General features: G+C 71.2%; 11 protein-coding genes and 1 other RNA gene. 3 read left to right on the top strand and 9 right to left on the bottom strand.

The annotated features are described in order from the left end of the window. Positions 1–16: 16 nt before the first annotated feature. A complete protein-coding gene (locus BN159_RS26330) occupies positions 17–832 on the bottom strand; it encodes a hypothetical protein (protein WP_015660046.1) in 816 nt (271 codons plus the stop codon). Between the two features lie 132 nt (positions 833–964). Between BN159_RS26330 and BN159_RS26325 the strand changes: the two genes are divergently transcribed. Further along, positions 965–1,573 carry a hypothetical protein gene (locus BN159_RS26325; protein WP_015660045.1) on the top strand — a complete coding sequence of 203 codons (609 nt, stop codon included), beginning with the start codon at positions 965–967 and terminating at the stop codon, positions 1,571–1,573. Positions 1,574–1,640: 67 nt separating this feature from the next. Beyond that, complete coding sequence (locus BN159_RS26320; RefSeq protein WP_015660044.1) at positions 1,641–2,141, top strand: hypothetical protein; 501 nt, start codon at positions 1,641–1,643, stop codon at positions 2,139–2,141. Positions 2,142–2,196: 55 nt separating this feature from the next. On the opposite strand, the gene BN159_RS26315 is transcribed toward BN159_RS26320, so the two are convergent. The 4 genes from BN159_RS26315 to BN159_RS26300 all read right to left on the bottom strand — a co-directional run bounded on the left by BN159_RS26315 (position 2,197) and on the right by BN159_RS26300 (position 7,953). Next, positions 2,197–3,423, bottom strand: a complete 1,227-nt coding sequence (locus BN159_RS26315) for an acyltransferase family protein (RefSeq protein ID WP_015660043.1) — start codon at positions 3,421–3,423, stop codon at positions 2,197–2,199. Then, on the bottom strand, positions 3,420–5,597 hold the full coding sequence (locus tag BN159_RS26310) for a glycosyltransferase (RefSeq protein WP_015660042.1): 2,178 nt from the start codon (positions 5,595–5,597) through the stop codon (positions 3,420–3,422). The genes BN159_RS26315 and BN159_RS26310 overlap by 4 nt, the downstream gene beginning before the upstream one ends. Further along, the gene (locus BN159_RS26305; protein ID WP_015660041.1) at positions 5,597–6,841 is read right to left on the bottom strand and encodes a hypothetical protein; all 1,245 of its coding nucleotides are present in this window, start codon (positions 6,839–6,841) and stop codon (positions 5,597–5,599) included. Before BN159_RS26305 ends, BN159_RS26310 begins: the two co-directional genes overlap by 1 nt. Positions 6,842–6,996: 155 nt before the next feature. Further along, a complete protein-coding gene (locus BN159_RS26300) occupies positions 6,997–7,953 on the bottom strand; it encodes a LysR family transcriptional regulator (protein ID WP_015660040.1) in 957 nt (318 codons plus the stop codon). Between the two features lie 83 nt (positions 7,954–8,036). Between BN159_RS26300 and BN159_RS26295 the strand changes: the two genes are divergently transcribed. After that, positions 8,037–9,278 carry an MFS transporter gene (locus BN159_RS26295; protein WP_015660039.1) on the top strand — a complete coding sequence of 414 codons (1,242 nt, stop codon included), beginning with the start codon at positions 8,037–8,039 and terminating at the stop codon, positions 9,276–9,278. Here the strand turns inward: BN159_RS26295 and BN159_RS26290 are convergent. The 4 genes from BN159_RS26290 to smpB form a co-directional block, all read right to left on the bottom strand. Continuing rightward, positions 9,226–10,197: an extracellular catalytic domain type 1 short-chain-length polyhydroxyalkanoate depolymerase gene (locus BN159_RS26290; RefSeq protein ID WP_041819881.1), complete on the bottom strand. Its 972-nt coding sequence runs from the start codon at positions 10,195–10,197 to the stop codon at positions 9,226–9,228. The genes BN159_RS26295 and BN159_RS26290 overlap by 53 nt on opposite strands. A gap of 96 nt (positions 10,198–10,293) precedes the next feature. After that, a complete protein-coding gene (locus BN159_RS26285) occupies positions 10,294–11,100 on the bottom strand; it encodes a DUF4232 domain-containing protein (RefSeq protein ID WP_231905652.1) in 807 nt (268 codons plus the stop codon). Between the two features lie 271 nt (positions 11,101–11,371). Continuing rightward, positions 11,372–11,740, bottom strand: a transfer-messenger RNA (tmRNA) gene (gene ssrA / locus BN159_RS43240). Positions 11,741–11,843: 103 nt separating this feature from the next. Continuing rightward, on the bottom strand, positions 11,844–12,386 hold the full coding sequence (gene smpB / locus BN159_RS26280) for an SsrA-binding protein SmpB (RefSeq protein ID WP_041819879.1): 543 nt from the start codon (positions 12,384–12,386) through the stop codon (positions 11,844–11,846). Between the last annotated feature and the right edge of the window lie 69 nt (positions 12,387–12,455).

The following is a 12,455-nucleotide window of genomic DNA, read 5'->3' as shown; positions in this document are numbered from 1 at the left end:
GACGCGGGCGCGCCGGTCAGTGGCTGGGGGGCTGCCAGTGGGGGTTCTGCTGGGGCGGGTACGGGTGGGGCTGGGGCTGGGGGTAGGGCTGCTGCGGCGGGTACTGCTGCTGCGGCGGCTGCTGGGGATACGGCTGCGGCTGCGGCTGGGGATACGGCTGTCCGTACGGAGCGGGGCCGCCGCCGTGGGGAGTCGCGCCGTACGGGCTGTTCGCGAACGGGTTGGCCTGGCCCGGGACCTGGACGCCCGGCGGGAGGTACCGCAGTCGTCCCGTCGCGTCGTTGACGGGCTGGAAGCCGGCGGCCTGGAGGCGGGCGGCGAACTTGGCGTTGCGCTTGCGGTTGACGGCGAAGCCGATGCCGAGACATGCGAGGAGCACCACCAGCAGCACGCCCGCGATGATCCACGCGATCCCGCCCTGCGGGGACTGCATGGCGACGGCTATACAGCCGACGCTGCCGCCCAGCGCGCCGAGCAGCATCCGCTTCTCGGCGCTCTTGCCGGTGAGGTCGAAGTTGATCCGCGCCTTGAGCAGCTCGAAGGCGTCCGGGATCAGGGGCGGTACGGAGACGCCGTCCCCGGCGTTCGGGTACTGCGCCCAGTTCTGCGCGGCGCGGGCCCGGGCCTGGGGGCTGTGGTCGGGCACGATCAGCATCACCAGCGAGCTGTTGCGGCTGCCGCCCTGCTTGACGTCGGCGTACTCGTACCCGAACTGCTGGGCGATGAAGGCGAGCCGGGCGAGCTTCTTCACGGAGGCCATGGCACTGGTGAGCTCCACGGGCTCGCCGCTCGCCATCAGCCCCAGCATCTTCCGCACCTGCCGCTTGCTCATCGCCACCCTCTCCCCACGGGCCCACCCCGTTCACTCACGCAACGCGGCCAGTGTTCCATGGGGGTCCGGCAGCGGGAACCTCGATGGGCGGGGTTCACAGGATCTTGGTGTGGGGGACTCGTGGAGGATCACGTGACGGCCCGCTCGGTCATTGCGCCGCTCGGCGGTCTGCTGGAGATCGGGGCGGTGACGGCGACCGGCACCTGGACCCTCTCTGAGGTGTCGCTCGGTGCCTTCCTGGACGACCGGAGGGACGAGGTCGATCAGGTCCTGGCGGACATCCACAGCCTGTGCGCCTTCGGCCCGGTGTTCCTGGCGGTCGCGGACGAACTGGGCTACCTCCGCGACCACGAGGTGACGTCGGCCTTCCTCCTGCTGTGGTCCGGCGGTGTGGAGGGCGTACCGCCCGACTTGAGCGAGCTGGAGAGCCCGATGGCCGTACGGCGCATGTGCCGGGCGGGCGCGGATCTTCAACTGACGGAACTCCTGGACGCGTTGGTGACGGCGGCGCTGCCGGCGCAGACGGACGCGAAGACCGGAGCCCGGCTGCTCACCGGGATCCTCTCCGGCGTGACGGCCCTGGCGGACGGCACGGGCCGCTGCACCCCGGCCACCGCCTTCCGCACCTGGCGCACCCGCTGCCTGCCCCGTACCCTCCACCCGCACTCGGGCACCCCCGAGAGCCGACGGGCCGGGCTCCGGGCGTACGAGCGAGCACTGGACGCGCTGCTGGATCCGTGACGGGGGCCCTTCCGCTCCCAAGGGGCACCGTTATCCTCTAGCCGACCCCACAGGAACGGGAGACTCCATGTCCGCCGAGTCGAGGGCCGAGCGGCCGAAGGCGCGGCGGTCCGCCGCCGGGAACGTCCTGTTCGCGCTGGCGGCGATCGTAGTCCTGGCCACGACGCTCCTCGGCGCGTTCGCGGCCGTGGCGCTGCTGCTGTCGCCGCTGTCGGCGCTCGCGCCCGACGACGGCGAGACCGCCGTGGTGGTCGGCTGCATCGGGCTCGGCGCCATCGTCGGGCTCATGGTGCCGGTCGTGCTCTTCGGCATGGTGAAGGGCGACGCGGACAGCCCGCGCCTGGGACCGGGCGAGGCCCTGCGCAAGCTCCTCGCCGTGCTCGTCTTCGCGGTCTTCCTGGCCGTGGTCGGAGTGGTCGCCGCCCAGGTCGGCTGGATCCTCCCCAAGGACATCACCGCCGTCGTCGCCGTGTTCGCGGTCGGCTTCAGCTGGGTTCCGGCGGCGCTGATGCCATGGGAGAAGCTGGGCCTGGCCGGCGTGTTCCCGAGGTCACGCAAGGCGAAGTGAGCCCGCCAGTTCGTCGGCCGCCACACACCTCGCCGCACCCCTCCCACCCGATGTGTCACGCCCGGTGCTTTTTCCTGGGTTTGGTGCCGTTCGGCCACAGTCGGGGGCTGCGTTTGGCTGCCAGGTCCTCGATCCAGCCGACCGTGGCGATGGTCAGACCGATCAGGGGCCAGACGAGGAAGAACATCCACAGGAGATAGGTGGAGTCCAGGGCCGCCACCGCTCGTTCGCTCTCCATGAAGGGGAGTTCGTAGAGGCGGTCCAGGATCGGGACCGTGGCCATGATCAGCATGTTGTGCCAGAGGTAGATCGTGACCGCTCGGTTGTTGGAGAGGGTGATGAGGCTGTCCCACTTCGCCAGGCGGCCGGGGAGTTCCTGCCAGGAGGGAGAGTAGATCAACAGGATCACCACGAAACCGAAGGACCAGGTCGCCTGCGCCAGCGGGATGTCGTTCAGGTCCCAGCCGTCCGCGCCCAGATGCCCCGACGCCCACCACAGGCCGAACGCCATCAGCAGCGACGAGACGGACACCGCCACATAGCGCGGAATCTTCGCCAGCAGGCCCTCGTGGTGGGCGAAGCCCAGGACCCAGCAGCCGCCGTAGACCGCGAAGTCCGTGACCGCGTTGCCGGTCTCGCCGGGGATGGTCACCACGCCCGTGCCGACGATCGCCGTCAGCGCCAGCGGCGCCAGCAGGGTCGGCCACGGTGCCCGGCGGAACGCCCACAGCAGCAGCGGCGAGGCCACCACGAACCACAGGTAGGCGCGCAGGTACCAGAGCGGACCCGCCGCCTGCACCGCCCAGGTGTCCTCCAGCAGGCCCGACTTGGAGCCGATCTGCCAGGGGAACGGCGGGGCGCCGATCGGGATGATGTAGTTGACCAGTTCGAGGAGAGCCCAGGTGGGGCTGTCCTCGGTGTTCTTCGTCGGGTTCCAGCCGCCCGCGAACATCAGCGTCAGCGCCACCGCGCTGAACGCCCACAGCGGCGGCAGCAGTCGGCGGACCCGGCCCCTGATCACACCCCAGGCCGGACGGTTCAGCGAGCGGGCCATCAGCGAGCCCGCCAGCGCGAACATCACGCCCATGGACGGGAACAGCACGGTCAGCCAGGCCCAGCCGAAGAGGTGGTAGACCACGACGCGGACCAGCGCGATGGAGCGCAGCAGGTCCAGGTAGCGGTCCCGGCCCGGCTTCCTGGGCGCGGGGGCCGTCTCGGGTGCGGGCGCGACCGGCGCCTGCTGCGGAATGCCGTACGACTGCTGCGGTATCCCCTGCGTCATCCCACCGGCCTCCGTTCGCGCGGGGCCGGGCCGCCGGGTGCCTCGACGACGCCCGTGCGGCGCAGCTTCTGCCAGCGCAGGCGGCCGCCGGTGAGGGCGGTGATCCAGGACTGGAGGAGCACGACGTACATGAGCTGGCGGTAGAGGATCTGCTGGAGCGGAAGTGAGATCAGGTGGGTCATGCGTTCCCGGTCGAGACGGAAGGCGTACGCGGCACAGACGGCCTGGATGGCGAGGACGCCCAGCCAGGCCACGATCGTCTTCTGGGTGGGGCCGAAGATCAGGCCGTAGAGGAGGAAGACGTCGATCAAAGGGGCCAGGAGCGGGGCTACCACCATGAAGAGCGACACCAGCGGTAGGCCCACTCTGCCGAAGCGGCCCGACGGGCCGCTTTCCACGAGCGCCTTGCGGTGCTTCCAGATCGCCTGCATGGTGCCGTAGGACCAGCGGTAGCGCTGGGACCACAGTTGCTGGACCGTCTCCGGGGCCTCGGTCCAGGCGCGGGCCTTCTCGGCGTAGACGACGCGCCAGCCGTCGCGGTGCATCGCCATGGTGATGTCGGTGTCCTCGGCGAGGGTGTCCTCGCTCATGCCGCCGACGCGTTCGAGGGCCGTGCGGCGGAAGGCTCCCACCGCGCCCGGGATGGTCGGCATGCAGCGCAGCATGTCGTACATCCGGCGGTCCAGGTTGAAGCCCATCACGTACTCGATGTGCTGCCAGGCGCCGATGAGGGAGTCCCGGTTGCCGACCTTGGCGTTGCCCGCCACGGCGCCGACGCGCGGGTCGCCGAAGGGCTGGACGAGTTCACGGACGGTGGCCGACTCGAAGACGGTGTCGCCGTCCATCATCACGATGATGTCGTAGCGGGCGTTGGCCAGACCCCGGTTGAGGGCGGCGGGCTTGCCCGCGTTGAGCTGGCGGATCACCCGCACGTTCGGCAGGCCCATCGCCTCCACGATGCGCGCGGTGCCGTCGGTGGAGCCGTCGTCGATGACGAGGATCTCGATGGGATGCTCGCTCGCCATCAGGGAACGGACGGTGTTCTCGATGCACTTGGCCTCGTTGTACGCGGGCACCAGCACCGACACCGGTTCGGTGACCGGCGGTCCCCAGCTGAAGCCCCGTCTGCGCACCCGGCGGGCGTGCGCGCCGGACAGGACGAGCATCAGCACGAACCGGCTGATGACCAGGAAGCCGATGATCGCGAGCCCGACCACCAGGACGGCGGTGATGTTGTCGGAGGCCTGGACCAGGAAGACCCAGGCCTTGCCCTTCCACAGGTCGACGCCGGTGACCTGGCTGTGCGCGCTGGGCGCGCCGAGGGCCTCGGTGAGGTTGTCGAACTCGTAGCCCCGCTCCTGCATCTGCGGCAGGAAGCGGTCCAGTGCCTCGACGGTCTGGTGGCGGTCGCCGCCGGAGTCGTGCATCAGCACGATCGCGCCGTGACCGCCCTTGGGCGTGGCCCGCCGGATGATCTCGTCGACGCCGGGCTTGCGCCAGTCCTCGCTGTCGGTGTTGTTGACGACCGTGATGTAGCCGCGCGAGCCGATGTACTCGGTCACCGGCCAGGACTTGTTGTCCATGGCGTCGGCGAAGGAGGAGTACGGCGGCCGGAAGAGAGAGGTCCGGATGCCCGCCGCGCCGCTGATCGCCAGCTGGTTCTGCGACAGCTCCCAGTCGATGCGCTTCTTCGACTGGTACGACAGGTCCGGGTGGTTGAAGGTGTGCAGGCCGACCTCGTGGCCCTCGTCGACCATGCGGCGGACCAGGTCCGGGTGGCGCGAGGCCATGGTGCCGGTGACGAAGAAGACCCCGTGCGCGTCGTGCTTCTTCAGCACGTCGAGGACCTTGGGCGTCCACTCGGGGTCGGGGCCGTCGTCGAAGGTGAGGACGAGCCGGTGGTCCGGTACGTCCAGGGTCTCGGTACGGCCGCTGCGGGCGTCGATGACCGGGCCGCCCTTGAGGATCTGCTCCGGGACCCGGTCGGAGGAGGCGGCGGGGCGGACGCGGTGGTCGGCCAGGATCTCGCTGTGCGTGTACCCCCGCAGCATCAGCATCGCCATCAGCGCGGCGAGGACCAGCAGGGGCAGCAGCAGGCGCATGGGCAGGCGGCGGCGCCGGATGCCGTCGGGGGGCTGGGGCGTGCGGCCCCGACGGTTGGTGCGGGAGGCCATCAGAGGGTGTGCTCCGGGGACGGGTCGTACGGGCTGGCGGGGCTGTTCGGGAGCGGTCCGGCGGCGACCGTGTCGGTGCCGGTGCCGGCGGTGTCGCCGCCGCCGTCGGTCGCGGTCGGGTCCGGCGTGGGCTCGCCGGTGTCCGTCGCGGTGGGCTCGGGGTCGGGCGTGGTCGGCGGGTCCGTGGGGTCCGGGTCCGTCGTCGGGTCGGTGCCCGGCTTCGACGTCGGCTTCTTCGTCGCCGTCGGCTCGGGGTCGGCGGTGGTGCCCGGCTCCTCCGCGGTGGTGGAGGCGTCGGGGGCGGTGGCGCTGGAGCCTGGCGAAGGTGTGGCCCCGTCGGAGACGGAGGGGCTGGCTCCGGGGGTGACACCGTCGGCGCCGGCGGACGGGGCCGATTCCGCGGGGAGCGGCGGGGTGTCCACCTTGCCCGCCGGGTTCTCCTGCGCGGGGTCCTGGACCGGCAGCCAGGGCGCGTTGGAGTTGCCGGACAGGAGGGTGGCGACGATGACGACGGCGTAGACCGCGCAGGCGATGCCCACGACGATGCCGAGCCGCCGGAACCTGCGGCTGCGGCGGCCGGACTCGTCGACGAACACCGGCCCGTCGGAGCCGTCCGCCCCACCGCCGCCCGGAGCGCTCTTGGCCGCCCGCAACGAACCGTCGAGCTGAAGCCCGACGCCGTCCAGCTGGATGGTGACCTCATGGGGGTCGTGCGTCAGACTCCCGTCCCCGGCCGCCGATTCGTCCCACGGGTCACGGGGAACGGCGGGGGTCACCCGGGTACTGCCGCCTACGGGCGGGAAGGGGTCGCGCGCGGGAGCGGAGGCGGAGGCGACGCGAGTGCCGTCGCCGACCGGCGGAAAGGGGTCGCGCCCAGGCTGCGGCGTCCCGCCCTCCGCTCGCGGGGACCGCTCGCGCGGGGTGAACGCCTCGCCCCCGACCCGCGGCTTCCGCGCCGACGGCGCCTTGCGCTCGCCGTCCGTCGACAGCGCGTCGGTCCGCTCGAAGCGGTCGAACGCCGAGAGCAGCTCGGTCAGGTCGGGTCTGTCCTGGTCGGTGGAGCCGTCCGTCGGGGTGAGCTTCGGCAGTACGGCCGTGGCGTCGGCGTCCGTCGGCACCGCGTTCGCGGCGGTCGCCGGAAACGCCTGGGTGCCGCCTTGGCCGGTGTTGCCGGTCGGAGTCACCTGGGTACCGGATGCCGCCTCCGGCCATTCCGGTTGGGCGTCTTCCCGCCAGTTCTTCACGCGCACATCCCCCCATGGGACGGTTCCGGGTGCGCGCACGACACTGAGCACCCGTCGATCGAAACCGGGCCCCCACCCGGTCCGAGCGCCCCCTTTATCACACTGTGCTCAGGCCAAGAATGTAGCGCACGAGTGAGTTCCGTGTTTGCCGCGTGTCACTTGTGGAGCCGCATCGTGACTTTGTCACTGGCCGGAATCCATCCCCCCGCGGGCGGCTGAAGCCAGCCCTCCGCCGCCGCGATCTCGGCCGCGGCCCGCCGCAGGGCGTCGATGCCGGGGTGCACCAACCCCCTTCGCCACACCAGTGACACCGGCGACAGGGGCACCGGGTCGATCAAGGGCCGCAGCACCGAGGCGGGCATGGCCGGAAAGTCCACCACGGCGAGGACCGGCGTCCGGGTCTTCGCCATGATCCGCCGGAACTCCTCATGGCCGACGGCGAGCGGTGCGGGCGCCGCGACCTCGATCCCACGGCCCTCGAACAGCTCCCTGGCGAGATCGGTCCACTCCGGGGTGCGGGGGTTGCCGGCGCCCGCGTATACGGTCGAACCGGCCAGCGCGCCGAGCGGCACCTCCTCCAGCGCGGCCAGCGGATGGTCCTCGGGCAGGATCACCGCCATCGGCTCGTAGCGCACGGGCTGGTGCTCCAGGCCGGCCCGCAGCGCCGGGTCCAGACCGGCGAACCGCCCGAAGGAGACGTCCAGCCGGCCGGCGAGGAGTTCGGCCGCGGCTCCGGTCAGACCGCTCTCGTAGCGGGCCATCAGCTCGTGGTCGGGGGCGAGTTCACGGGCCCGCGCCAGCACCCGCGTGCCGGTGCCGAGGCCCGGCGAGTTCACGTCCACCAGCAGCGGCCGGGCCTGCCCGAACGCGGCGAGCAGTTCGTCGCGGGCCGCCAGCACCCGCCGCGCGTGCGGCACCAGCCGTTCGCCGTCCGCGGTCAGCGTCACCTGCCGGGTGGTCCGGACGAACAGCTCCGCACCCAGCTCGCGCTCCAGCCGCCGTACGTCCCGGCTGAGCGCCTGCTGGGCGACGTAGAGGCGGGCCGCGGCGCGGGTGAAGTGCAGTTCCTCGGCGACGGCAAGGAAGGCGCGGAGCAGGCGGTGATCGGGCATGGCGGGAATTTACAACGCGGATGCGTGAATCGGTACGCAGAAGGTGTTGGACCCCTTGATCCACTACGGGTGAGGGTGGCGCCATGCCGCAAGCCACCGCCCGATACCGCCACTTGTTCGCCCTGCCCGGCGCCCGCGCCTTCACCGCCGGAAACCTTCTGGCCCGCCTGCCCATGGGCATGTTCAGCGTGAGCGCGGTCATGATGATCGCCGGGACCCGGGACTCGTACGCCCTGGCCGGCGCCGTGGTGGCGACCGGGCTGGCGGCGACCGCGCTGGTCGCGCCCTGGACCGCGCGGCTGATCGACCGCCACGGACAGGCCCGGATCGCCCTGCCCGCCACCCTCGTCGCGGCCCTGGGCGGTCTCGCCCTGGTGCTGTGCGCCCGTCAGGGCGCCCCCGACTGGACCCTCTTCGCCGCGTACGCCGCCACCGCGACCACCCCCAACATCGGCGGTATGGCCCGGGCCCGCTGGGCGCATCTGCTCAAGGGCGACCCTGCGGCGCTGCACACCGCGAACTCCTTCGAGCAGGCCGCCGACGAGCTGTGCTTCATGCTGGGCCCGGTCCTCGCGGCCTTCCTGTGCGGAACGCTCTTCCCGGAGGCGGGCACGCTCACCGGCGTCCTGCTCCTCGTGACGGGCATGGCGCTGTTCACCGCCCAGCGCTCGACCGAACCGCCGCTGCAACCGTCGGCGACCCCCACACCGCCCCCGTACCGGGCTCCGGGTATGCCCGCCCTGCTCGCCGTCTGCCTCGCGATGGGGGCCGTCTTCGGCTCCCTGGAGGTGGTCACCCTCGCCTTCGCGGACGAACAGGGGCACGGTACGGCGGCGGGCGCGGTCCTCGCGCTCCAGGCGGGCGGCTCCTTCGCGGCGGGGCTGCTGTACGGCGCCCTGAAGCCGGGCGGTTCCGCCGAGCGCCGCTACCGGTGGTGCCTTGCGGCCATGGCCGCACTGCTGACCCTGCCCCTGCTCGCCGCGTCCCTGACCGGCTCGCTCGTGCTCCTGGCGGGAGCGCTGCTGGTCTCCGGGATGGCCACGGCGCCCACGATGATCACCAACATGACGCTCGTTCAGGAGCGCACCCCCGAGGGCCGCCTCAACGAGGGCATGACCCTCGCGGTGACCGGCCTGCTCGGCGGTATCGCCCTCGGCAGCGCGGCCGGCGGCTGGACGGCGGAGCATGTGTCGGCGACGGCGGGGTACGGGGTGCCGGTCGCGGCGGCGGTCACGGCGCTGCTGATCGCCGTGACCGCCAGGGCGTACGCCCTCAGCCGTCGAGCCCCCACGCCAGCGCCAGCCGGTGTGCCGCGCACAGGTTGACGTCGAGGAAGTACGCACCGACCGCCCCGCACTGCGCGCTCCCCGTGCCGGGGTCGACGGGCTGGCCGTGGCCCATGCCGGTGAGGCTGTAGGTCTCGACGACGGAGTTCCCCGCCGGACCTCGGAACACCTGATGCGGGTACCCGGCGACGGTGTCACTGACGTCCGCCGCCTGGTCGGTGCCGTGGACGTCGGTCCACTGCTCCACGAGGTCCGTCATGTTGACGGGCTTCACGGTGTAGTCGGCGCTGCCCTGAAGGACGGTGAGCGTGGGCCAGGGCCCGCCGTACCCGGGGCGCGCCGCACGTACCCGGTCGCCCCACTGGTCCGGGGTCTGCGTGGCGCCGACGTACATGCACACGTACGGCGAACCGGCGGCCTGGGCGCACCCGTACGGCAGCCCCGCGACGACGCCGCCCGCGCGGAACTTCTCCGGGTACGCCGCCATCATCACGCTGGTCATCGCGCCGCCGGCGGAGAGTCCGGTGACGTAGACCCTGGACGCGTCGCCGCCGGTGTCGGCGAGCTGCCGGTCCACCATCTGCGCGATCGACGCGGCCTCGCCCTGGCCGCGCTGGATGTCCCCGGTCTGGAACCAGTTGAAGCAGCCGGAGAGGTTGTTGGCGCTCTGCTGCTGCGGCAGGACGACGGAGAAGCCCCAGCGGTCGGCGAGCTGGAGCCAGCCGGTGCCGGTGGCGTATCCGGAGGCGTTCTGGGTGCAGCCGTGCGCGGCGACGACCACGGGCCGCCCGGCGGGCAGCCCGTCGGGGACGTAGCGGTACATGCGCAGGGCGCCGGGGTTGCTGCCGAAGCCGGTGACCTCCTGAAGGGAGGCGGCGGAGGCGGGCGCCGGAGCGAGGAGGACGGCCAGCAGGGCCGTCAGGACGGTGATCAGGGACGCGGCTCTGGTCTGAGTCATGGGGAGGGACCGTAGAACCGTGAACGACCCTCCGATATGGAGCGGGACACCACTGCCGAGGGGGCGGCAGTGGTGCGCCATGACAGCTGTCGGAGGTCAGGGCGTGGGAGCGACGGTCTCGGGCGCGCGGTAGGTGTCGTCCTTCTCCCATGAACCGACGCCCAGCTTGCCCGTCGTCCCGAGATCGAGTTCCGGGATCACCATCACGGGGTCGGCACCGGGCCTGACCCGGACCCTGGCGTACGGCGCGTTCACCGCTTCGCCGAACTCGGTGGTGTTCCGCCAGGCCAGCGTGGCCTGCGCGGCCTCACCGGGCCGGAGGACCAAGGCCTGCGGGGTGCCGTCCCTCAGGCCGGTGCTGATCTCCCCGGTGCCCTTCAGCACCCGCACGCTGTCGACGCGGTCGTGGTCCTCGTCGAGCACCTCGACCTGCGGGTAGCCGTTGACCTCGAAGGGCTCCTCACCGCAGTTGGCGAGATGCAGCCCGACGGCCCGCAGCCCCATGGCGGCATCGCCCTTGTCGACGTACACATACACACCGGAGGCCGGGCAGGGCCCGGACGCGGTGGAGGCCTCGGCGACCGGCACACTGCGCACCTGCACGACGGACACCCCGGTCACATCGGACGACGACCCGACCCCGGCCCCCGTCAGCACGCTCGCCTTGACGGTCTTCCCCGCCCCGACCCCCTCGACCACCTGCTCCGCGTTGGTGAGCGCACCCCCGGAGCTGGACCGGAAGCCCAGGGTGACGGTGTAAGTCGCGGCTTCGTCCGAGGAGTTGGTGACCTCGAAGTCGGCGGAGAAGCCGGGTCGGCAGCCGCTTCCGGCGTCCCAGCCGTAGAGCCCGGTGATCCTGACCTCGTCGTCCTCCGCCCCGCCCACGGAGGGAATCGGCACCACGGAAGGTGTCCCCGAGGCGGGCGCACCGGGCTCCGACATCGACCCGCTCGACGGACACGGGATTCCGGCGACACCTTCGGCCCCCTGTGCCTCACCGCTCTCCTCAGTCCCACAGGCACCGAGCAGCAACACCCCGGCCAGCACAGCCGGAACCCCACGAAAGCCAGCACGCATGCGGCCTACTCCATCACACCCGCCCCGGGGACATGACAAAGGCCCCGCCGCTGCTGCGACGGGGCCTCTGCCCACATGGGGTCGTCCCCGGAGGGACAAGTGGAGATGGCGGGAATCGAACCCGCGTCCAACGGTGCGGAATCAGGGCTTCTCCGTGTGCAGTCCAGTACGAGTTTCTCAGCCCTCCGGATCACCTGGACAAGTCCGGAACGGGCTCAGTCACTGTTTGATTTCCCTCTTCACCCCGTGACCGGGATCAAGGTTTAGTTCCCTAGCTGATGCCAGGATCCGGGTCGGGAACAGCCCCGGGCTGACACTTCGCAAGTCGCTACTTAGGCAGCGAGGGCGAAGGAATCGCGCTTGGTGTTGGCGATTATTTGTTTCGGCCTGTGGTTAACGAGATCATGGCCGCTTCCTCGACACGCTTCCCCTGCTTCGACAACCGCTGTCGAAACCGATCATCCCCATGTTGATTTTTCAAACCCTCTGACGAGGGGGCTCGCACCCTCTGGGAGGTGCATTGCCATCGTACGTGACCAACGCACGCGCATGCCACCGTATTCCCGGCGTCAACCCGCCCGCTGCCTGCGCTTCGCCGCCGCGATGGCCCGGTCCGACTCCCGCCGGTCCTGCTTCTCCCGCAGGGTCTGCCGCTTGTCGTACTCCTTCTTGCCTCGCGCGAGGGCGATCTCGGCCTTCGCCCGGCCGTCCTTGAAGTACAGGGCGAGCGGCACGATCGTGTGACCCGTCTCCTGGGACTTGGCCTCCAGCTTGTCGATCTCCTCGCGGTGCAGCAGGAGCTTGCGCTTGCGGCGCGCGGAGTGGTTGGTCCAGCTGCCCTGGTGATACTCGGGGATGTGGGCGTTGTGCAGCCACGCCTCACCCCGGTCGATCTGGACGAAGCCGTCGGTCAGCGACGTCCGGCCCTCGCGCAGCGACTTGACCTCGGTCCCCATGAGGACGAGGCCGGCCTCGAAGGTGTCGATGATCGCGTAGTCGTGGCGCGCCTTCTTGTTCTGCGCGACGATCTTGCGCTTGCCGCCCTTCTCGCCGTCCTTGCCCTGGGCGGCAGCCCCGCCCTTCTTGGGCTGGTTCTCCTTGGGTACGTACATTCCCTTGCTCATAGTGCCGTCCATTTTCGCACTACGGAGGGGGTCGGCGGGAAGCCGATTTCGCGAGCG

Origin of the sequence: Streptomyces davaonensis JCM 4913 (assembly GCF_000349325.1) — a bacterium.
In the GTDB taxonomy this organism is placed as follows: Bacteria; Actinomycetota; Actinomycetes; order Streptomycetales; family Streptomycetaceae; genus Streptomyces; species Streptomyces davaonensis.
Note: the sequence above shows the minus strand (reverse complement) of the source record. Positions and strands in the feature narration are given on the sequence as shown.